The organism is Bremerella sp. P1 (assembly GCF_028748185.1).
In the GTDB taxonomy this organism is placed as follows: Bacteria; Planctomycetota; Planctomycetia; order Pirellulales; family Pirellulaceae; genus Bremerella.
In genome coordinates this window covers 2085329-2107648 of the sequence record NZ_CP118164.1, presented here as the reverse complement: position 1 = coordinate 2107648, position 22320 = coordinate 2085329, and the positions used below count along the sequence as shown (strand labels likewise).

The 22320-nt window shown below is 57.1% G+C and carries 17 protein-coding genes; 9 read left to right on the top strand and 8 right to left on the bottom strand.

The genetic code is table 11. The annotated features are described in order from the left end of the window. The gene (locus tag PSR63_RS08680) at positions 1–687 is read right to left on the bottom strand and encodes a hypothetical protein (protein WP_274332459.1); all 687 of its coding nucleotides are present in this window, start codon (positions 685–687) and stop codon (positions 1–3) included. A 316-nt stretch (positions 688–1003) separates the two neighbouring features. Here PSR63_RS08680 and PSR63_RS08675 point away from each other — a divergent pair, with 316 nt between their 5' ends. From PSR63_RS08675 to PSR63_RS08665, 3 genes are all read left to right on the top strand, one after another. Next, positions 1004–2485 carry a Gfo/Idh/MocA family oxidoreductase gene (locus PSR63_RS08675; RefSeq protein ID WP_274332457.1) on the top strand — a complete coding sequence of 494 codons (1482 nt, stop codon included), beginning with the start codon at positions 1004–1006 and terminating at the stop codon, positions 2483–2485. Between the two features lie 206 nt (positions 2486–2691). Then, positions 2692–3348: an SDR family oxidoreductase gene (locus PSR63_RS08670; protein WP_274332456.1), complete on the top strand. Its 657-nt coding sequence runs from the start codon at positions 2692–2694 to the stop codon at positions 3346–3348. A gap of 153 nt (positions 3349–3501) precedes the next feature. Next, complete coding sequence (locus tag PSR63_RS08665) at positions 3502–5364, top strand: hypothetical protein (protein WP_274332455.1); 1863 nt, start codon at positions 3502–3504, stop codon at positions 5362–5364. A 17-nt stretch (positions 5365–5381) separates the two neighbouring features. Here the strand turns inward: PSR63_RS08665 and PSR63_RS08660 are convergent, their stop codons facing one another. Further along, positions 5382–6299 (bottom strand): cation diffusion facilitator family transporter, encoded by a 918-nt coding sequence (locus tag PSR63_RS08660; RefSeq protein ID WP_274332454.1) that lies wholly within the window; start codon positions 6297–6299, stop codon positions 5382–5384. Positions 6300–6485: 186 nt separating this feature from the next. On the opposite strand from PSR63_RS08660, the gene PSR63_RS08655 reads away from it, so the two are divergent. Continuing rightward, positions 6486–6872, top strand: a complete 387-nt coding sequence (locus PSR63_RS08655; RefSeq protein ID WP_274332452.1) for a hypothetical protein — start codon at positions 6486–6488, stop codon at positions 6870–6872. Between the two features lie 111 nt (positions 6873–6983). Beyond that, positions 6984–7463, top strand: coding sequence for a hypothetical protein (locus PSR63_RS08650; protein WP_274332450.1), 480 nt, complete (start codon positions 6984–6986; stop codon positions 7461–7463). A gap of 60 nt (positions 7464–7523) precedes the next feature. Here the strand turns inward: PSR63_RS08650 and PSR63_RS08645 are convergent, their stop codons facing one another. Further along, positions 7524–9320 carry an ABC-F family ATP-binding cassette domain-containing protein gene (locus PSR63_RS08645; RefSeq protein ID WP_274332448.1) on the bottom strand — a complete coding sequence of 599 codons (1797 nt, stop codon included), beginning with the start codon at positions 9318–9320 and terminating at the stop codon, positions 7524–7526. 158 nt (positions 9321–9478) lie between these two features. Between PSR63_RS08645 and PSR63_RS08640 the strand changes: the two genes are divergently transcribed. The 4 genes from PSR63_RS08640 (at position 9479) to PSR63_RS08625 (ending at position 13606) form a co-directional block, all read left to right on the top strand. Next, entirely contained in the window at positions 9479–11203 is a 1725-nt protein-coding gene (locus PSR63_RS08640; RefSeq protein ID WP_274332446.1) for a pentapeptide repeat-containing protein, read from the top strand. A gap of 272 nt (positions 11204–11475) precedes the next feature. Beyond that, positions 11476–12453, top strand: coding sequence for an HD-GYP domain-containing protein (locus tag PSR63_RS08635; protein WP_274332444.1), 978 nt, complete (start codon positions 11476–11478; stop codon positions 12451–12453). Beyond that, the gene (locus PSR63_RS08630) at positions 12423–12902 is read left to right on the top strand and encodes a PilZ domain-containing protein (protein WP_274332442.1); all 480 of its coding nucleotides are present in this window, start codon (positions 12423–12425) and stop codon (positions 12900–12902) included. Before PSR63_RS08635 ends, PSR63_RS08630 begins: the two co-directional genes overlap by 31 nt. A gap of 104 nt (positions 12903–13006) precedes the next feature. Then, complete coding sequence (locus PSR63_RS08625; protein ID WP_274332440.1) at positions 13007–13606, top strand: HD domain-containing protein; 600 nt, start codon at positions 13007–13009, stop codon at positions 13604–13606. Positions 13607–13655: 49 nt separating this feature from the next. Here PSR63_RS08625 and PSR63_RS08620 read toward each other — a convergent pair whose 3' ends face one another. The 5 genes from PSR63_RS08620 to PSR63_RS08600 form a co-directional block, all read right to left on the bottom strand. Then, complete coding sequence (locus tag PSR63_RS08620) at positions 13656–15605, bottom strand: prolyl oligopeptidase family serine peptidase (RefSeq protein WP_274332438.1); 1950 nt, start codon at positions 15603–15605, stop codon at positions 13656–13658. 28 nt (positions 15606–15633) lie between these two features. Beyond that, positions 15634–16002: a DUF1801 domain-containing protein gene (locus PSR63_RS08615; RefSeq protein WP_274332437.1), complete on the bottom strand. Its 369-nt coding sequence runs from the start codon at positions 16000–16002 to the stop codon at positions 15634–15636. Between the two features lie 31 nt (positions 16003–16033). Then, a complete protein-coding gene (locus PSR63_RS08610) occupies positions 16034–17029 on the bottom strand; it encodes a 3-keto-disaccharide hydrolase (protein WP_274332435.1) in 996 nt (331 codons plus the stop codon). A 101-nt stretch (positions 17030–17130) separates the two neighbouring features. Beyond that, complete coding sequence (locus PSR63_RS08605) at positions 17131–21540, bottom strand: DEAD/DEAH box helicase (RefSeq protein ID WP_274332434.1); 4410 nt, start codon at positions 21538–21540, stop codon at positions 17131–17133. An 80-nt stretch (positions 21541–21620) separates the two neighbouring features. Further along, positions 21621–22274 carry a 3-keto-disaccharide hydrolase gene (locus PSR63_RS08600; protein WP_274332433.1) on the bottom strand — a complete coding sequence of 218 codons (654 nt, stop codon included), beginning with the start codon at positions 22272–22274 and terminating at the stop codon, positions 21621–21623. Positions 22275–22320: the final 46 nt, after the last annotated feature.

The window sequence follows — 22320 nt, the reverse complement described above, 5'->3', positions numbered from 1 at the left end:
TTACTTCTTTTCGCGGGCCTTGGCTTCCGCGGCTACGGCCTTGCGACCTTTCACCGCTTCGACTTCCTGTGCCTGACCCCAGAAGTACAGCATGATCCCCAGGATCAAGCCGAGTAAGCTAGCGGACAACACCGCGAACGGGCTTTGCGTGAAGGTCGAGTTTTGGGCTGCGGCCTGCGTGGTCAGCACCAAACCGACCAGGCTGATCACAAAGCTGAGCACGTCGGAGAGGATCTCGCGAAGGCTAAAGCCCAAGTGGGCGAACACCACTAGCTTGCCGATCACCAACTGCAAGGCAAAACCAATCACGCCGGAAAGCATCAGCGCGAAGGCCAGCCAGTGAAACGCGGGGAACTCGAGCGATTCGGCGACCATATAAATCGGTGTCAGGATCCCGGCGCTCGTGTCTTTCGCCGTTTCCGAGTCGTCAACTTGCTTGGCGATTCCTTCCAGTTGTTCCGACAATTCTCCGCTAGGATCAGTCGCTTCTTCTGGCTTGGCGACAGCTTCTTCGCTTGCGGCTTCCTCTTCTTCTGCCGCTGCTTCTTCAGCATCCGGCGTACCAGCTTCGACCGCTGCTGCTTCCTCGGGCTTGGCCGGAGCTGCGTCCTCTTGTGCCCAAACCGCGGGCGCAGCGACGCAAAGTACAAGTGTGACGAACAAGATCGAGGCAATTAGACGAGACATAGTTTCCACCTCCGCGTAACAAAAGAGCTGCAATGACGGGGAATGCTGCACAATCGCATTCTATCCCTTGCAATGGGTAATAAATCGTTGAGCTCAGGTGGGTATTCGGTTATTTCTTCGGAATCTTGGCGAAAACTAATCGAATCATGATCTGCGATCTGCGTCCCATTCGCCGTCCGATTCTGCCGAGAAGCGAGAGAAGCTTGCGCAAATAGGATATTGCGTTTGCTCGGCTGGCTTGGTTTTATAGAAGATGCGATCTACCTCGCCAGAATCCACTTTTACCCCTGCCTAACAAAGATGGAGACCATCGCTCATGAGTTCTTCCGATGCTACGCGTCGAACGTTTCTTAAGTCCACGGCGGCCGGTGTAGCTGCCACATCCCTTGCAATGCACGCCCAGAAGTCGCAAGCCGCCGATGCCAATTCGAAGCTGCGGATTGGTTTTGTCGGCGTCGGTGGACGCGGTTTTGGTGCCCACGTGAAAAGCCTTTCCAAGATCGCCAAGGAAGGGGCCAACATCGAACTGGTTGCCGTTTGTGATGTATACGAAAACAATCGCAATCGCGCCGCCGACTATATCGAAAAAGAAAACGGCGGCAAGGTTGCCCGGTACGTCGACTTCCGCGAGATGTATGCCAAGGAAAACCTGGACGCCGTCAGCATCGGTACGCCAGACCATTGGCACGCCATTCAAGCCATCGAGGCAATGAAAGGCGACATGCACGTCTACTGCGAAAAGCCGATGGTCAAGCAGGTCGAAGACGCCATCGAACTGGTCAGTGTCTGGAAAGATACCGGCAAGGTGATGCAAGTCGGTGTGCAGGGAACCAGCCTGCCGGTTTGGGATGCCGCCCGCGAGAAGATCGACGAAGGTCTGCTGGGCAAGGTGCTGATGTATCAGACCGAATACTTCCGGAACTCCGACATCGGTCAGTGGCGTTACTACAAATTGTCCAAGGACATGACGCCCAAGACGATCGACTGGAAACGCTTCCTCGGTGTGGAAGAAGGTTTGGCCGAAGACCAACCATTCGACCGGGCCGTGTTTGCTCAGTGGCGCCGCTTCTGGGAATTTGGTAGTGGGATGTTCACTGACCTGTTCGTACACCGCACCACGCAGATGATGAAGGCAACCGGTCTCCGGTATCCAGCTCGCATCACCGGTAGTGGTGGTTTGTATCTGGAATACGACGGTCGCCAAGTTCCGGACGTGGCAACGGTTGTGGCCGAGTTCAACGAAGGTTGCCAAGGCCTGGTCACCGCGACGATGGCCGCTTCCGAAACGCCAGTGCAGCAGTTGATCCGTGGTCACAATGGTTCGATCGTGTTCGAGAACCCGAGTGCTTCCGAGTTCACATTCGTACCGGAACGTCCGCAGGTGACGCACATCAGTCCGACGGAACTGCCGTACGAACGGACGGTCATCAAGACCGAGAAGGAGGCGCCGAAGGATCAAACCAAGGCTCACTTCGAGAACTGGATTGCCGCGATCGAAAACAACACGCCGCAGTCGTGCAACAACCCGCCAGACTTGGGTGCTGCCGCGATCGTGTTGGTGAACCTGGGTGCTCGTAGCTACCGCGAAGGGAAGATCTATCGCTTCGACGACGAAACGATGACCATCAGCGAAGCGGATGGTTCGTGGTCGAAGAAGTGGGAGCAGGTTTCCAAGGAGCGTGGTAAGCCTGAGCACGTGCCTGGCTGGAAAGCCGGCGACAAGGGCTCGACGATCAACGATCCTGACCATCAGAGCCTGGAAGGCCCCTGGATCGACGGTAAAGATCCTGCCGCTTAATCGTGAGCCTGTTCATAAGAAGAAAGAGAAACGGCACCTCGTGTGAGGTGCCGTTTTTTTGTGCGCAGTTCAACGTGCCTAAGATGCGAGCGTAAGCCGGTGGGTATGATCATGAAGCAATGCGCTCTACCATTGGAAGCTCATGCAGGAACCCAAATTGGATGCAGTGGATCGTGCATCAAGCTTGAGAACGGAAAGGAGAAGCCATGAGTCACGTCTTTATCATCGGTTCGACCGGAGGTGTCGGGTCGCGCCTGGTACCCAAGCTTGTCGCCACAGGGCACGCGGTCACCGGCTTGCATCGCAAGCCGGAACAAGCCGAGACGCTTACGGCCGCGGGAGCCGGTGCGTACTTGGGCGATATCATTGACATGACGGTTGAGGACCTCACGGCGGCGACCAAGGACTGCGACGTGATCGTCTTTTCCGCCGGGGCTGCAGGCAGCGGGCCTGATCGCACCACGGCAATTGACGGAGGCGGCGTCATCAAGATGATGGATGCCGCCAAAGCCAACGGTATCAAACGCGTCTACCTGGTGTCAGCGTTCCCCGACGCTCGACGCGATGCCGAACGCAAGGAAGGCTTTGAGCATTACATCCGTACCAAGCGGATGGCCGACAACGCATTGGCCGCGACTGATCTCGACTGGGTCATCTTGCGCCCCGCGACGCTGGTGACCGAAGAAGGGGATGGCAAGGTCAAAGCCGGCCTGGCAATCCCTTACGGCACAGTCGCGAGGGGAAATGTCGCTGCGTTCCTGGCCGAACTGATCGCACGCCCTGAGATCCGCCGCGAGATCATCGAACTTACCGATGGAGAAGTGCCGGTTCGAGAGGCCGTAGCTGCGCTGGTGCGCGGTTAGGTTTTAATGCCAATGCTTCACGTCGCGTGAACTCGCACTTGTCGTCGTTTCATTGGACAAGATAGGATCCTTGTATCGCGCTGACACAATCCGTGGTTTTCACCCACTAGCAGCCATAAGGGACAGGAAGCAATTACACCGACGCCGACAAGGATGTTGTTTCGTCTTGGCCTGTCGCGATTGGTTGCGATCGTGGGTCGGCATCTTGCGTTTCTGGTAGGGCTGTTGGTCCTTTTCGGACTGCTGCTGTGCATCGAATGGTCTGCTCCCTATTTCTTTGGCATTGATGACAGCTACCAACAGTTTCTGCCGGTGATCCTCGACTCGATTCACCAGGTTGAATCGGGCAGCTTTCCCGCGATGACGCCGCATCAGTCGATGGGCATGCCGGTGTTCGCTACCGGGACGTATTCCGTGACTTATCCTGGCATCTACCTCGCCTGTTGGATTGCCCGGCTCTGTGGGTCGGAGCAGTACTTCATGGAGATCTACGCCATCCTGCACATCGTGGCAGGCTACGCGGTGACGTACGTGCTACTTTGCCGGATGAAAGTCGAGAGCCTGATCGCCGCGTGTGCGGCAGCCTCGTTTGTCCTGGGGGCTTATGTCATCTTTCAAGGGAGAACTTGGTACTACACGTACCCCGTGCTCGTCTTCTTGCCGCTGCTTGTGGCCGCGACGATCGCACTACTCCAACGGCCGACGACACCAGGCCGCATTGCCTGGTGGGGCTTTCTATGCGGCGTTTACTTTCATGCCGGCAATTCCCAGTTGTGGGTGTATACGATGTTCTTCTGCGGGCTGATTTTCCTCGCGAAGGTCACGGTCAGCAGAGTCTGGATGCAGAAGTGGGTTGCCTTGGCGGCTGCGGCAATCTTGGCATTTGTCATTGCCTCGCCCCTGTTGATTGCCCAGTACCAGCTTGTGCATGACGTGGATCGAAGCGGTACTTCCTGGGCTAGCATGCAGAGCTGCTTTTGGAATTACGTGCTGTGGGGCAGCGAAGGGTATCCCGCTTATACGGGCAGCCTGCTATTCGGGGCCGCGTTGGTGTCATTGATGCTTCGAAAGTGGAACGTCTGGGCGGCGATGGGAGTCGTCGCGATCCTTTGTTCGCTGGGGAAGCCAGGTGGGATCTGGTACATCATGGCCGACTCGCCGGTGTTTGAGAAGTTTCAGCATCCTTTCAAGTTCGTCCTCTTTGCGACCTTCTTCATGTTGGTGCATGGAGCCGTCTACGTCGATTGGACGAGAACTCTTCGGCTGGCGGCCGTGTTGAATTTGGTCCTACTCGTCCTGTTCGTTGCCCATCATGCTGCTGGCTTTCAAGGTGACCTGCCGTATACTCCGATAACACAAACCACCGAAGAACTACTTGGCAGCGAACGTATCTACAGCTTCGCCTCGATGCGGCGGGTTGGTGATCGGTACGCTCAATCGATGACCAATAACTTCGCGTCGTATTACGGAAAGAATTCAATTTCGAGCTACTCGGATGGGCTCACGTACGAGCTTGCTGAACAGATTCAACAGCGCCAGCACATTGAAACCCGGCCTCTTGAGGCCCTGCAAGCTTACGGATGCCGGTGGATCATCGTGCACGAGTCGTTCGAGATGGTGCAGGCCGAACCGGAGCAGTACGCTTTTTCGCTGGAAGAAGTGCAGCGGCAACGACCCATCTTCAAAGCACTAGAGCCGCATCTAACCAAGCGGCATCGCGAAGCACACTTCACGATCTACGAACTGCCTGATGTCGCTCCGCTGGCTTTTCCGCAGGGAAGCCCGCGGCAGCCGCTGCCAATCGAGGTCACTGGATCAGGGATGAGAGTTCAGTTGGAAGGCCTCGCCCCGGAGCAAAACGACGTGGTGGTCAACTTCCTGATGCGCCCCGGTTACGCGGCAACGCAGGGAAAGAAACGACTGGCAATCATGCCGGACGAGTGGGGCCGGATTCAGGTCACGCTCGACAATCACAAGGAGGACGTGGTAATCAGCTATGGGCCGATCCACTGGTGAGTTTAGTCGGATGTTTCCTAAGAAGAGTCTTCGTGGGCCTCACATGGCTCGTTCGGTTCGAGATGGACAAGCACATCTCGCAGCGTCACGAATTTTTCTAATAACTGGTCTTTGACGCGGTGACCGATGCGGTGCCCTTCGGCTACCGAGAGCGTGGGAGAGACTTCGATGTGAATGTCGGCAAAGAACTCAAGACCCGATTTGCGGACCCAGAGAGTTTCGACATCTTCCACGCCAGTCACTTGCAGGGCTTCACTGCGAATGGCGTTTAGAAATTCGGGATCGGCTTGAACGTCCATCAATTCATTCGCAGCCGATCGAAAGAGTTGAATCCCTGACCAAATGATCGCCGCCGCGACAATCAGTGACGCAACTTCATCGGCAGGCATCCAGGCCTCGCCGCCAAATCGTATCGCCCCCAAACCAACCAATACGGCAAACGAACAAAGCGCATCGCTGCGATGATCCCATGCATTGGCGATGATGGCGGCGGAATTGGTGCGTCGTCCCACGCGAACTTTGTATTGATAAAGACCTTCTTTGATCACAACGTTGATGCCAGCTATCCATAGTGTCCATGTGGCGGGAATTGCGTGTTGGATGTGAATCCGCTGAATCGCTTCCCAGCCGACCAGTACCGCTGACAGGATAATCAGCAGGGCCACGTTCGTCGCGGCGATTGCTTCTGCGCGCGAGTGGCCGTAGGGGTGTTCCTCATCGGCAGGACGCTGAGCGATTCTCAACGCAAACAAGATCACCACAGTTGTGACGACATCGCCAATCGAATTTACCGCATCTGCGATTAGTGCAAACGAGCTTCCAACGATGCCAGCTGTCAGCTTGACGACGCCCAGCAGTAAGTTGACCACGAGGCCGAGGACCGCGGCGCGGGTCACTTCGCTATAGACTTGTGCAATAGGGCAGGGACGGTCCAAGGGGTTCTCTCTTTGGGATAGATTCACTTCGCTTGCGGCGAGCATACCTGCTTGCAGGATAGCAGTCCCTGGCTTTCCTCGCGACTACCGATGATCGCGCCCAGGGTGGATCAGGTAGCTGGTAGCGGCTTCCTGTTTGAACTAAGATGAGAACGAGTTGTTACTGGTTCGCGGAGCGTGTGTCTCTTGGTTTGGCTCGTCCGAATTCTGATTTTTACCATTTTGGCAACAACCGGTGTCGTGCCGCTGCCTTGGGGGCATTCCCATCGAGGGATGCAGCAAGCAGAGCTAGATCGGCATCGCGAACAATTCCATTGGGCGGAAGCAGCCGACGAAATGCCCCGTGGTTGGCATTGGCATTTCTACGGTAGTCAGCAAAGCCACGATCGTGCGATCCTCCGTGGTAACGACCGTTTTGCGGGCATGGACTTGCAGTTCGTTGAAGGATCGGCGGATCTGGCGATTTCGACCTTCGCTGAGTCTTTGGATCGTGGTCGTTGTAAGCTCGGTGCCACTGCTCAAGCAGTCATTGGTCCGAAGATTTACCTCCAGTTCTTAGTCTTGCGGAATTAACGACCGAGGGGTCGTTCTCTTATCTTCCTGTTTCTGTCTAAGCGTGATGGCTGATACCTAAGCCCTGTCGGTCAGCTGCGCGCGATGATTTGTTTTTCTAGGAGTTTCCTTATGAACTTGCGTTATTCCCTCGCAATCGTTTCCTGCTTTGTGTTTGTTACTTGTGCCGCTTTGACCTTTGCCCCTGGCGTTCAGACAATCGCCGCGGCTCCCCCAGCATCGACGGACGCACCGACTCCCGTCGAACCCGATATGCACGAATTTATGGAGTATGTGTTTCAGCCGACGTTCAAGCAATTAAAGCCAGTCATGGCCCAGGCGCCTGAGAACAACCAGGGCTGGAAAGCGATGAAGGCCGGTTCTCTGATTCTGGCCGAAGGAGGCAACCTGCTCCTGATTCGTCAGCCTGAGAAAGATGCCGCGGACTGGAACAAGCATAGCACCGAAGTCCGCGATTTTGGCGGCAAGTTCTACCGTGCTGCCCAGGCCAAAGACTTTGAAAACGCCTCGGCGAACTACAAGTCGATGGTACAAAGTTGTAATGCCTGCCATCATCAGTTCGCCGGCGGCGAGCACATCCTGACTCCGTAGGGCAACGAGCGATAAGCTGGAAGGTAAGCCGCCAGGCACTGCTTGGTGGCTTACCTTTTTTTAGCTGTCCTCAATATCTTCCAGCTGTTCCTGGTACTCAAGCCACTTCACTTCCAGCTCCGTGATTTCATCGACGATAGCGGTGAATTTCTCGTGCACTTTTTGGGCTTCGATCGGATCCGTGATGGCCATCAGCTGGTTGTTGAGGTCTTTCCGTTCGTCATCGAGCTTGGCGATCTTGCTTTCCAGCTTGTTCACTTCCTTGCGAGCGGCCCGGGCCTCTTTGTTGCGCTGCTTGCGTTCTTCCTTGGCCAGGTCGGCATCGCGACCATCACCGGAGATCGTGGCGGCGACCTCGTTGCCATCTTCCTGTTCAATTTCCTGGCTCAAGCGATAGAGGTAATGCTCGTAGTCGCTGGGGATGTGGGTTACCTTGCCGCCACTGACTTCGATGATCTGGGTTGCGATGCGGCGAACGAAGTAGCGGTCGTGGCTGGTGAAGATGACCGTGCCGTTGTAATCGTCCAGGGCTTCACACAGCGAGTCGACCGTTTCCACGTCTAAATGGTTGCCTGGTTCGTCGAGGATCAGGATGTTGTATTTGCCCAGCAGCAGGCCTGCGAGGCAAAGTCGAGCACGCTCACCACCACTGAGGACCTTCACCTTCTTCTGCACGTCGTCGCCGCGGAACAGGAAGCTACCGGCGACGCTTAGTACCTGTTGATGATTGATCGACGGATCGCGTACACCTAGGAGGTATTCCTCCACCGTCTCGTTGGCTGGCAGCGTCGAGTAGACATGCTGAGCGTAGATGCCGATGTCGGTGTTGTGTCCCCATTTCACTTCGCCTGCTTTGGGTTCCAGAGAGCCGACCAGCGTGCGCAGAAAGGTCGTTTTACCCTGGCCGTTGTCACCCACGACCGCGGCTCGGGCACCGTGTTCGATATCGAGCGTGATTCCATCGGCGACCACGCGATCGGGATAGCCAATCGACAGTCCTTCACAGCGGACGGCCGTCCCTTTCTTCACGTCGACCTGCGGCACGCGAATGTAGGCACTCGCTTCGTCTTCTTCGATCTCGATGTACTCGAGCCGGTTGAGCTGTTTCTGCTTGTTCTTCGCCTGGGCGGCCGTGTTGGCACCGGCCCGGTTTTTGTCGATGAAGCGTTGCAGCTGCTTGGCCTTGGCCTTGGTCGCGGCGTTAACCCGCTCGTCATGCAGCTTGCGTTCGTCGCGGTATTCGATGTAGTCCTCGATGCTGCCGGGATAAAGAGTCAGCTTGCCGCGCGAAAGCTCCAGCGTTTCATTACACGTTTGCTTCAGAAAGCCCCGGTCGTGGGAAACGATCAGGTAGCCCCCTTTGTAGCTCTTCAAAAATCGCTCAAGCAGCATCTGGGTACGAATGTCGAGAAAGTTCGTCGGTTCGTCCAAAATCAGGAAGGAGGGGTCGTGCAGCAGCAGGGCCGTCAGCTTGACACGCGTTTGCCAACCGCCTGATAAGTTGTGCACGGGGGCATCGAGCATGGCCCCTTTGATCTCAAAGCGAGCAGCGACTTCTCCACACTTCCAATCGGGCTGATGGCTGTCGCGCATCAAAAAACCAACGACCGTTTCCCCTTCATGAAAGGGATCGTGCTGGCGGAGATATCCCAGGCGAGTCTTAGGATGGAGGACCACTTCGCCTTTTTCGAGCTCTTCGTCCCCTAGGATGGCTCGGCAAAGGGTGGATTTTCCGGCACCATTACGCCCGACCAGGCCTACTTTGTGATCGTCGGTGATGGCGGCACTGGCGCTATCGAGAAGCACCTTGTGGCCGAATCGCTTCGTCGCGTTTTGGATATTAATAACGGGGGGCACGGTCGCAGTTTATCGCTTTAAAGTGGGTTGCAAACAAGTCGTAACATGATCTTCACATAGTGCGACTACCGAATCTTGCGCGATGGCCGTATCCTGGTGGATCCTAGGATCTTAACACCTTAGTGGGGTCTATAAGACCGCCCTCAGACATCGCTCCGATGAATAAGTCGCAATCACCGGTAATTGTTGCGGAATCCGCTTCCGCGTCCAAGACGGCCTACAACGAAGGCAAATTAACGCCTGCCACGTTGGCCGATCTGAGGGGGAAGCATCCGAGCTTCACAGGGGATTGGGTGCATCTGGTTCATCTGGAAACGGCACTTCGTAAGCCGAAGACCGATCCCGACCGCTTCAAGGCCTGGAACCACTGGCGGCAGGACTCTTTGGAAGGGACACAGCCACAGGATAAGGTGGTTCACCTTGAGGGCATCACGCTGCGAAGCGCCGATTTGCGCGGTATCCATCTCGAGGGGGCCGTGCTGCGGGACGCGACGATCGCGGCCAGCGACTTCCGAGGCGCTCGCCTGGCCGGTGCGGTCTTTCAGGAAGCGAATCTTTCCTTCTGCGATTTTGCAGAAGCCGATATGACCAGCACTCAGCTGCAGGATGCCAACCTCGACCATGCCAATATGCGCTCGGTCACGCTCGACCATGCCAATTTAGATGGGGCAGTGCTTTCCTCCGCCAAGGTCAAAGAGGCCCGTTGTCACGATGCATCGTTTGAGCGAGCCAAGTTAACCGGTGCTAATTTCATGCAGTCGGATGTTGCCGGAGCCAGTTTTCATCGCGCCAACTTGGCCGATGTGGTCTTCGATGGAACATGTCTCGATCGGGCAACGTTCACCGAGGCCGACCTCAGCTATGCGAACCTGCAGAACGCCACTCTCAAGCAAACTTGCTTCGAGCGAGCCAACCTGCACGGGGCGACGGCTCATGGTGCCGATTGCGAAGGGGCGGACTTTACTGCGGCCATCTTGCGGCAAGCGAACCTGGGCGACTGCAACCTCCGTGGAACGCAGGGTCTGCTGTTGGATCAAACGTTCGTCAGCGGCGGAGAGTTCGACGCCAAGGCACAAGATCCCTGGACCAAGTTGCTGCAAAACTACACCTGGAAGAAGCTGGGAATCATCACTCTCTTTTTCTGTGTCTTGTTCGTGCCTTACTTCCTGGGAAGCTATTCCAAGTCGCCCCAGCAGCTGATCGAACGACCGATCCCGCAGCGAGTCGAAGAGATCTCGGAGAACTTTTTCAAGGTTCCCCACACCGACTACGAAATCGATGAGTTCCTGCGGTTTCGCTACGACAACTATTACGAGCCGCTGGTGAGCAACCTGAGCAGTCGGTCTACGTGGGTCTACTTGGCGCTCGGGGGTGTCGACGGAATCATTTTCTCGATCACCTTCATCGCGATGATCGTTTGCCTGTTGCAGCGAATTGCCCTGACGCGGAGTATTCATAGGCTGCACGCGGCGAACGCGGTCTTTCGTCGTACCCCAAAGCTGGTCGAGTACATGGGGCCTTACAGTCCTATTGGCGAGGAGCCGTGTGGATGGCCATATGCGATGCTCAAATGGTTCCAGGGGCACTTCGTCGAGAGGACTCTGGAGAATGACCAGACGCCGTTAAGCGTGCGTCCTTTTCGTTGGCTTCGACTGCCCAGTTGGTGGCTCGAAGGGATGCAGGCCATCAAACCGCTATGGAAAGTGACCCCCGGCATCTTGAAGCGAAATCCGCCTCCTTCGTGGATCGACACGCTAGGCCTCACGCGGGTTGATCGCATGAATCAATGCCTGACCTGGGCGATTCTCGTCATCGTTTTGTTCATGCTTTGCCGCGTAGCGATCGAGCTGATTCTCGGCAACCAACTGCTGCTGGGTGGTTAAGCCAATTTACTTGCGTCAAATGTGCAGCAAGCATGGCTGCCGTTATCGTCATCTGGACCAGGTAGGTGGCCATGGCGTGGCCACTTAATCGATACGACCGTTACCACTAAAACGGTTCAGCCCTGTCTGCAGGTGGGTTTGCCGCAAGCCCATGGGGAATCAATACCAAGAGGTCAGACCGGTTGTCGTTGTGACCTAATCTTGAGAAGTATCGCATCACCCGGCGCAACGTGTTTTTGCCCCGGTACGACACTTAAGGTTAGTCCTGAACCATGGCATCCACTTCGACCATCGCGACTCAATGCCTCGGCTATACGCCAATACCTGTGGCATTGTTATCTGCCGACGAGGTACCTGCCGTAGATCTTTACCGCAAAGACTCGGAAACCGGTCGCCTGCGCCTGTATCGCGCGGCAAATCTGCCGATGCAGCCGGAAGACCTTCAGCGGCTAATCGAAAGCGAAACCAATTGGCTTTACGCGACCGATATCGATCACGACGAAATGCAGCGGTTTATTCGTCGCAAGCTCGATGTGTTGATTCGCGACGAAACTCTCTCGCTCAGAGATCGCTTCGGTAAGCTTAATCAGGTGGTTGAGGGGCTTCTCACCTCCGCGTTTCAGACGAACGACACCGACGAAGTCATGCGTAGCGCAGGCAATATTTCCTCGCTCGCCGTTCGACTGCTGTGTCGCGACGACATGGCGGCCGGCGACTTGATTTCGCTTTTGCATCACGACTACCTGACAGTCACACATTCGCTGAACGTCTCGTACATGATGGTCGCCCTGGCACGCGACCTGCGACTGGTCGGCAACGACGAACTTACAGCGGTTGCTACGGCCGGTATTCTGCACGATATCGGCAAGTTGTCAGTAAGCGAACGCATTCTGACGAAGAACGACCGACTACAACGACGCGAACAACGCGTCGCCCAAAAACACCCAGCCCTCGGCTTTCGACGTTTGGGTAAGCGAACCGATGTTTCGTATGCTCAGTTGATGGTCGTCTATCAGCATCACGAACGTACCAACGGCAAGGGCTACCCGGTCAGTGCCGTCGGCGATGAGATCCACCCGTGGGCACGTCTGTGCAGCGTGGTCAATGTGTTTGAATCGCTGATCAGTAATCGCCCGTACCGCGCTCGTTATTCGTTGAACGAAGCTTTGTCCATGATGGATCAACACCTATCGGACGGCTTGGATCAGGAAATGTATCAATGCTGGAAACAGTCTATTCGCAAAAAATGAAGTTGCTCTTGGACCGGCTTCGCTGCCGGATTCAATTGCCCGATCAATTTGCGGACTTAGAAAACCGCCGTGGGGTGCTGCCTGCGCAAGCACTCGATATGCGTCGTGCCACGCGGTTGTACTGTCCCGGTAAGTTGCTAATTGAATCGTTCGCTTCGTTGCCTTCGGTACCGCGGAATCATCAGTACGTAGTAGGCTACTCGATCGATATTTCTTCGAGCGGCATCCGTTTTCTCCACGATACGGAACTCTACCCCGGCGAACAGGTAACTCTTTGGACTTCCGCTCAGCGTCTGACATGCACCGTCATCCGCTGCCGCCGCTTGAATGAGCTTTGCTTCGAAATTGGGGCATCGTTCACGGAAGAAGACCCCTGTGTCGAAGGTCCGGAAGACGTCGAGAGTCCCGAACACGATCGCGTCCACCAAGGCGAAGACTTCTTGAACTGATCCCCTCTCTACGGATCACCATCTTCTTTATTGCAGTGCGATAATGTTGACTGACAGTCATGTCCCGGGTATGCCTAAGACTCACCCTGATCTTAGGAAAAAGGATGGAAGCGGACATGAACCTGCCAGGCCGTTTAAAGCAGAGCGACTCGCAAGATATCGTCGCTGAGATTATCGATCTTTTGCGTGCCCGCGGTGATTCAGGTTACGGTCACGAGGCGGTCACCCAGCTCGAGCACGCACTCCAGGCCGCCACGTTGGCGCTGGAAAACAACGCCACCTCCGAATTGATCGCGGCCGCACTGCTGCACGATATTGGTCATCTACTGCACGAACTGCCAGATGACGCTCCTGATCAGGGCATCGACGACCATCACGAGCGAGTCGGCTTTCACTTCCTCAAGTCGCACTTTGGCCCCGCAACCTATGAGCCCGTCAAGATGCATGTCGACGCCAAGCGATACATGTGTCTGGCTCGGCCAGGATACTATGAAACGCTCAGCGAGCCGTCACAGATTAGCCTAAGACTCCAAGGAGGGCCGATGGACGCGGAGGAAGCTACCCAGTTCGAGAGCAACCCGCATTACCAGGCAACCGTCGAACTCCGGATCTGGGATGATACGGCCAAAGATCCGGAGAAGAAGACACCACCGCTGGAAGCATTCGAGCCGCACCTTCGCCGCGCATTCGCAGCGAAGGCGTAAGATCGAAAAGCACGGGTGATCCGGCAGCTAAGATCAGCCTGAGAAGGGCTTACGGCTGCCACGCTTCGTCAAAGAAGTCTGCCGCAACCACTTTGCCTGGCGAATCGCCGTCAGGGTCTTGGCGAAGGTCAATAAACGCCCAGTCCGGCAGTTTTGGGTTTTGCAGGCTGTTGGTGCGGTCGTGGTTCTCGCGGAACGTCGGACCACTGTTGATCACCAAGTACTTCTGTTGGTTCAACGGATTCGGGTAGATCATCAGCGGAACATGATTGGCCGAGTCGACCTTGTGCTTGCCGAGCGAGATCTCCTTCTTGTCCCATCCCAGCGGCAACTCGCCGATCGTCTTTTTCAAGATCGAGTTGGTCTCCGGCGTGCCCCAGCAGATCAGGTTGTACTTCTGAATGTCTTCGTCAGTCACGTCTTTATCGAGCTTGGTACGAAGCTTGCCGCGGAACAGTGCCTGCCAACGGTCGGCCAGGTGCTTCGACTCGAAGTCGATCCAACGCTGGAGCTTGGCGTTTTCAGACTTGCCCGAAGGCAGAACGACCAGGAAGGGTGCCATCAAGGCGTCGTCAATCGGACCTTGCAGGCCTGGGATCTTGTGCAGCTTGTCAGTCGAGGCCACACGATCGGTGACCTCCCAGTCGTTGCCATTCTTGACCAGGATGATCGACTCGGCCGGTTCTGCACCATCGTTCACGACAAGCTTCTGGCCGTCGATTTCGAGGTTGAATTTCTTGGCCTTGTCGAGGTTGACCTTCATCTTGGCGACGTTCAGCGTGACAACGAAGAGTTCGTCGTCCGACTTCCACAACGCACCGACTCGGCTATCTTCCCAGTGCCGCGTCAGTTCCAGAAGTTCGACCCAGTGCATCTTGCCGTAACGCAAGGTGGGCGTTTGGATGGTGACGTTCTGCGGGTATTCAGCTTGACCTTCATCTCGGGCCGCTTTCACCATCGCCAGGATTTGTGTGAGCGTTTCCGGGGCGTACTTGTGACCCATCTTGGGGCCGATCAAGTGGGTCAGCATTTGCCCTTCTTTCTTGAAGGCTTCTTCCATCACCCGGGCAGCCTGGATTTGCTTATCGTTCTCGCCGCTGTAAGCCACGACCGGCAGATTGAACAAGTTGGTTGTGTAGTTCGGGACGTCGTACACCTTCCACAGCGTTTGCTCGTATTGGGGCGGATAGTCTTCTTTCTTCAGGTTTTGGTAGCGGGCCGTTTCGGCGAAGCCAGCCCCAGGGCTCATCGCCACGAAGTTCTCGGCATAGTGGGCACCAATGTGCCAGCAACCGGCACCACCCATCGAGAAACCCATCAGCACGATGCGGTCGTCGTCAATGTTGTATTGCTCTTTTACTGCCGCAATCGCATCGAGCACGTCGATCTCGCCGGCCGACTTGAAGCCGATACATTGACGGCCGAACGGATGCAGGACGATGGCGTCGTCGGGAGAGATCTGGCCGACTTTGGTCGAGCGTTCGTGAATGAAGTGCAGGTCGGTGGCCTTGTCGCCGCGACCATGAAGCCAAATGTACAGGGGCTGAGGCTTGGAAAGATCCAGGTCCTTGGGAATCACCAGGCCATACGGCTGTGAGCTGCCATCGATGCTGCTGGTGTAACCGCGAACGACCAGGCCCGTTTGTTCTTTCCAATGTGTGCTGTTCTTGGCCAGGCTTTCGGCACGATTACGAGCCATGGTCAGGCATGCCTGGGCCTTCTTGATGTCTCCTTCGCCGTAGAACTCGCCATGCTTGATGGCGAACTCGACGGCCTTGCGATAGACGTCGACATCGGCGAACAGCGGGTTGTCTTTCACCGGTGCGGAAAACTTCTCGATTTCGGCCAACCGAGCTTCCAGGTTCTTCTTGGTCGGCTCAGGAAGCGAGTAGTCGCTCTTGGCCGGCAAGCGGCGGGCGATTGGCTTGATTGCATCCTGGGCGAAGCCCGAGGTGGCAAACAGGCAAACGAAAAGCAGGCAAATCGAAGCGCGATTCATGGCAGGTTGGCTCGCAAGGAAAGAGAGTTTACTTGTGGCAGCTGGCGTACTGAACAAGGCGGGTAATCGAATCGACGGGGATATCCAAGGACGACTCAAACGGCACGTATCGAATGTGCGAAAGGTCTTCTCCCTGGAGCAGGCCTTCCTCATCCGGCAAGCGTGTTCCCCATTGGAAACCCAGCCGGACATGGTCGGTCTTCGGTTGGATAAAGGCAAAGTAAAACGACTGGCGATAACCAATGATGCGCCAGCCGGGATAGGCTTTTTCTCGAACGTCTGGAACGGCCTCTTTCACTAGCTTTCGCAAGGTTTCGGCCGTGTCTCGCACCGAGAGGGGAAAGTCGGCCAGCAGATCCTTGGGAGAGAAGACTCTGCTGGGCCGACGAATTCCCATGTCTCGTTTCACTTTCAGGGTGCGAAAACGCTTACTTCTTCACAACCCAAATGTTGCGATAAACAACCGGGTTACCATGACCTTGCAGGTAGATCGCATCCGCTTCAGGACCTTCCTTGTGACGACCAGGCGTGTTGCTTGGCAGTTCCAGGTCTTCGTGGATCACGACACCGTTGTGCTTGATCGTAACGCGAGCGTTTTCGGTCTTCTTGCCGTCGGCATCGTACTTGGCCGCGGTGAAGTCGACGTCGTAGGTTTGCCAGGTGAGTGGCGGGAAGCACATGTTCACCTTCGGCTTGGAAACCTTGTAGATACCACCACATTCGTTGTCGGCACCGGTCAGGCCAAACGAATCGAGGACCTGGGTTTCGTAGCGGCTTTGAATGTACAGACCGCTGTTACCACGAGCCTGGCCGCGAGCGTCTGGCTTGAATGGCGTGCGAAATTCGAGATGCAGCGTGTGATCGCCGAACTTCTCTTTCGATTCGCAATCGGCCAGTAGCAGATCTTCCTGAACGATCTTGCCGTTGTTCCAAGCATCGGCGCTGGAGCCATCGAACAGAACGATTGCACCTTCAGGAGCTTTCGCACCCAGGGTAGGGCTCTTGCGAACGACCTTTTCGAGCGTGCCGATGTCGGCGCCGCCCTCACCCAGGACTTCGATCTTGCCGTCGTGCAGCGTGGCGACGAAGCCTTCGCCTTTGAATTCAACCTGGCCACCGCTGGCGGTGCCTTCGACCTTCAGCAGTTCGTCGTAGTTACCACCGGAGTAACCTTCGCCGGGCAGACCGCCTGGGTAGGTGACCGCTTGAAATTTATCGTTGCCCAGGGCGATGACCTGAACGCCGTACTTCACTTCCGCGCCGTCGACTTCTACTTTGCCGACGTATTCGCCTTGAAGCTGGTAAGACGCAGGAGCTTCTTCCTGAGTGGTGTAGGTTTTGGAGTCGTCCGCGGCATACAAGGCCAGCGGAGCGGCAACGGCCATAAGGGCGGCCAGAATGAGGTGGGCAAGGGGACGCTGCATGATGAACTCCCAGCAGTTGGTCAGGGGGTAAAAAAACAAGGAGAGGGACGTTCCATTGTGGTTCGCCGCACGTCGAGATGCAACCAGCCTCAATAAGTGGGCTAACTGGCCGTCGAACGGCGTCGCGGGAAGCCGATCGGGATGGTTTGCGGCGGTAATCGCCGTCCGGCATGCAAAGCACGGGTCATTTCCAGCTGGTCGTTGGGATCGACGGGACGCAAAAACTCAATCTCGCCTCCCCGTTTTGTCGCCACGACCTGGCCGTTCTGCCAGATGAGGGCATTGGTGTGAATCGCCGGAACCTTGTGATTCTCGGTCAGAACACCGGCCAGGTTCAGCGGATCGGTCCCGCTGACGGCTACCCAGGGATCTTCCTGCTTGGCATCGCGAAGCTTTCGCAGGGCGTAAATGGATTGTTCGGTGCCATACTGCTCGCCACCGGCATTCTTCACGAAGCGGCCGCCTCGGATCTCTCCGCGACGTTCCATCCGCCGCAGCATCGGAACGAGTTGAGCCCACGACGGCGCGGCCGATTCGCGGTGCAGCAGGTCGCGGAAGATTACCCCGTAACGCGCGATCAGCTGCAAGCACCAGCGGTGCAGATAATCTTCGGCCGAGACTTCTTCGACGATACCAGGGAAGAGCGACCAACGGCCTGCCCGCGAGGTGGCGCTGGCCTTGCGCCGGGTGCGTGCCTTCTTGGTGCCGGACTCGTCGACGATCTTCCGCACGGCACTAAAGCTGTCGCACGTGATCAGCCCCAGGGCGGCCAGCTCACGCAGTGCTTCGTCCAGGTGGGTTGGCAACAGCTTGGTAAGGATCTTGAGGTCTTGATGAAACAACGCCCCGCGCGAGGTTAACGCTTCGAGCACGTCCTGCGCGTTGCCGCGTGCCAGGGCTTCGGCCGATTGCCGCACGTCCGGAATCAGCCAGCCCAGGTTCTCGCGCTGCACGACCGCCATTGGCACGCTGCGGCGCAGCGATGCCATGCTGGGACCTTCTTCGGCGTCACCTTGTGGTGGTCGCAGGCGTCCCCAAACCAGTTCGCCGGAAGTCAGCTGTTCGTCCAGCCAATCGGGATCGTAATCGTCCATGCGAGCCGCCAGGAGACTGCGTTCCCAGCTGCCGGCCGAAGCTTCGAAGCCTTGCAGCAGATTCATAACCGCGTTCAGGCCACGTGCTCCGGACGACTTCGTTTCCCGCTGCAGCAACTGATGCCGCACGAGGAAACGCAAAAAGACGTCACGCTCGACCGGTTGAATCTGCTGACGCAGGCCATTGACCGTCAAGCGATGAATGCGAGCCAATAGCCGCCGGTCGCACCACTGCAGATCCCCTTCGTGGGAAGAGCCTGCGGTCGAGTAGTGACCTCGCAGGATGATCCCTTCGGCCTCCACGGCTTCGCAGGCAGCATGCACGCTGGAGGTCTTCAGTCCCCAGGTCTGGGCCAGCTCTTCCGTTGAAAAAGGCCCTAGGCACGGGGCCGCGCTGCGCACCAGTTCGACCCACGCCTGATGCGATTCCAACTCCTTGCCGACCCCTTCCGGCACGTTCACGCTCGGCTCGGCGGTTCCGCCTGGTAGGGCGGCTTCGAGGATCGAAAGGGTTTCGGACGCGGTCCAGAGCGGCTCGTGGCCTTCACGAACGTAGCGAGTCGCACGTCCTTGCTTTACCAGGCGATCAAAAAGGCTCTGCCACTCCTGGCCTTGCGACTCCGGCAAAGCGACCATCGAGCTCAGCACGTCATGCAGTTCGTCCGGATCGCGTGCGGTCGGCCATGCCTCGCGGCGGACGGTGGCGATCGCTTCGGGAGAGAGCTGCCCGAGTTCTTTCATTTCGCCAGGGGCTAACGTGCGACGCGTGGTGACTGCCCGGGTGCGACGGTCTTCGAGCCCCGCCGGGTCGAGAAACGAATAAGGATTCGCGTTGATGCGTTCGTGGGCAAACGGCGAGGGCTCGCGAGTTTGCCGGGCGATGAACTGGACTTCCCCCGCTTCCACGGCCCGCAAGAGGTCCTTCCACCGCTCGACGTCCATCCCTTCGGTCAGGCAGTCGTGCAAGGTCTGCTGCACGAGAGGATGGTCCGGGTACTTGATGTCCTCGTTGTGGTTTTCCAGGCACCCGACTTGATCGGGGAACGCGGCCGCCAGTAGGTCGTCAGAGCGGAAGCGAACCATGTGAGGCGGGACCTTCTTGCCGCCCATGAATCGCAAGATTGCCAACGAACGAGTTGCGTTCCAGCGCCAGCGAATACCGAACATGGGAAACGCCAGCAACGCTTGTTCGAGCAAGGCCTGACCGTTGTTGGAGTTCAGCATCTTGAACATGTCTTCCAGCGGGAAGCTGTGCTGCGGTCCCAGTGAAAGGACCAGGCCGTCGTCATCGGCACTCGCTTGCAGCTCGAAGTCGAACGAGCGACAGAAGCGTTTGCGAAACGCGAGTCCCCAGGCTCGGTTGATGCGGGTACCCAGCGGAGCGTGAACGACCAACTGCATGCTGCCGGCTTCGTCGAAGAATCGCTCAAAGACGATCTTCGTTTGCGTTGGCACCAGTCCCATTGCCGCGTGCTGAGCAGCGACGTAACGAACCGCTTGCAACGCTGCCCAGGCGGTGGCATGGCACTCGGCTTGAACCCACTTCACGATCTCGACATCGATCTGATCGAACGAGGACTCCAGCATTCCGCCGTCTTGCGACTGAATCTTGAAGCGTTCGCGGGTTGGGTCATCGGCAGCGGCAACAATCTTGTCCGCGATTTCCTCACGCAGGTCGGCGACTTCTTTGGAAAGCTCGATCGTGCGACCGGGTGACTCGCCAAACCAAAATGGCACGCTGGGTGGCTGGCCTTGGGCGTCCTGCACAATCACGTCGCTACCGCGAATGGCCAGTACGCGCCACGAGGTGTTCCCCAACAGGAAGACGTCGCCGGCTTTGCTGTCGACGGCGAAGTGTTCGTCGACGGTGCCGACGACTTGCTTTTCGGGATCGGTCACCACGCGATAGATCGGCATGTCGGGGATCGCCCCGCCAGAGGTCGTCGCGCTGATCCGGGCACCTCGCCGCGGTCGCAGTTTGCCGTTGATGCGATCGCGATGGATGTGGGCGCCAGTCTTGATCGAACGGGTGACCCCTTCGTTGACCATTTCCAGAACGTCCTGGTACTTCTTGAACGAAAGCTCACGGTAGGGCCAGGCTCGTTTGAATCGTTCGTACAGTTCGGCTTCGTCTTGTTCTTCGGCAGAAACTTCGGCCACAACCTGTTGGGCCAAGATATCGAGCGGGGCGACCGGGATTTCAATCCGATCGAGCTCCCCTTTCTCGACGCTTCGCATCAGAGCCAGGCACTCGATTAGTTCGTCCCGCGTTAGTGGAAAGAGGCGCCCTTTGGGCGTGCCATGCAGCGAGTGGCCTGAGCGCCCGACACGCTGCAGAAAGTTGGCGATGCTGCGGGCCGAACCGATCTGCACGACCAGGTCGATATAGCCGATGTCGATCCCCATCTCGAGCGAAGCGGTCGCGACGATCGCTTTGAGCTTGCCTTCTTTCAGTCGCTGTTCGGCCGAGTGGCGGATCTCTTTGGCCAAGCTACCGTGATGGCTGGTGATCACCTCTTCGCCGAGTACTTCGGTCAGACGATGGGCAACGCGTTCGGCCATGCGGCGGGTGTTCACAAAAACGAGCGTGCTATGATGCGACTGGATCAGCTTCACTAGCTCGTCATACACTTCGCCCCACTGTTCGTTGGAGCAGACCGCTTCCAGCGGAGAAGGGGGGACGCTCACTTCCAGGTCGAGCTGGCGACGGTGACCCCCGTCGACGATCGCACAGTCAGGCACATTATTCTCGTCGACGCGCTGGGCACCGACCAAGAAGCAGGCAATCTCTTCGATGGGCTTTTGCGTAGCCGACAAACCAATGCGGGTCGGGGGCTCGATGCATAGCGTTTCGAGCCGTTCCAAGGTGAGCGTCAGGTGCGAGCCGCGCTTGTCGCGAGCCAGCGCATGGATTTCGTCGACGATGACCGTATCGACATGCCGCAGGGTCTTGCGGCTGCGCTCGGCGGTCAACATCAGGTAGAGCGATTCCGGCGTGGTGACCAGGATGTGGGGTGGCCGCCGCGTCATGGCTTGCCGCTGCGACGACGGTGTATCGCCAGTTCGCACGGCGGTACGAATCTGGGGCGGAAGCATGCCCATGCTTTCCGCCATGTCGCAAATCTCCATCAGTGGGACATCCAGGTTGCGATGGATGTCGTTGCTAAGTGCTTTCAGCGGAGAGACGTACACGACGTAGGTCGTATCAAGCAGGTTTCCGGCCAGCCAGCGGCGAAACAGACGGTCTAAACAGACCATGAATGCCGCGAGCGTTTTACCGGAACCGGTGGGGGCCGCGATCAGCGTGCACCGGCCTTCGGCAATAGAGGGCCAGCCAGCGTTTTGGGCCTCGGTGGGCTTGCCAAACCGCTGGGTGAACCAGGCCTGAACCACAGGATGAAATAGCTCGAGCGACATGCTGAAGCATTATATCGAACTGTACGGATGTGCATAGGTAAAAGTCGCGAAAGAGACGTATGCAATCCCCTGGAGTGGCTCTAAAGTGTTTCCAGCTCTAGGTTTCGCAGTGCGGCACCGGTGTTCCAAGTGCCAATGCCCAGTGGCTTGGTCGTATCTTGCTCGATCCAGATATCGAGCCGACGACCTTCGGGGTCGTAGTGGATGATCTCTTCGCCATCGAGCCATACCTGTATGTGCTTGGGCTTCACGCGAACGCGGATCTTGTACCACTTGTTGTTCTCGAACTCGGTGTAGCCGGTCGTTTCGTTTTCGACAGCCGACATCCCGTCGATGCTGGTGATGCCGGTCACGCCGCCGCCCCAGCCGCCGATGATCAGCGTTTGGTGGGCGTCACCAACCGGGAAGGTCATACCGCAAAAGAAGTCTCCACCCTCGACCCGCTTGGCCTCCAGGCGAATTTCGTAGTTCATTTTCGGCGGGTTGCCATCCAGCACGATCCCAGTGGCCGGGTCCCCTTTGCCGAGCAAGATCTCGCCATCTTTGACGGAAACTTTGCCGTGGTCTTCGTAAAAGCCTTTGTCGTTGACCTTCCACCCTTTGAGGGATTTTCCGTCGAACAGCTTCTGGACCTTCGATTTCGCTTCCTGCGGCTTCGCGTCCTCTTTTTCTTCCGCGGCGAGCGGCAGGGCGAAGCAAACACAACAAATCAGTGGCAGGAAAGTACGAAGCATCGAGCGGACCTCAACAGGCGAATACGGAATCGGGATGATTCAATCT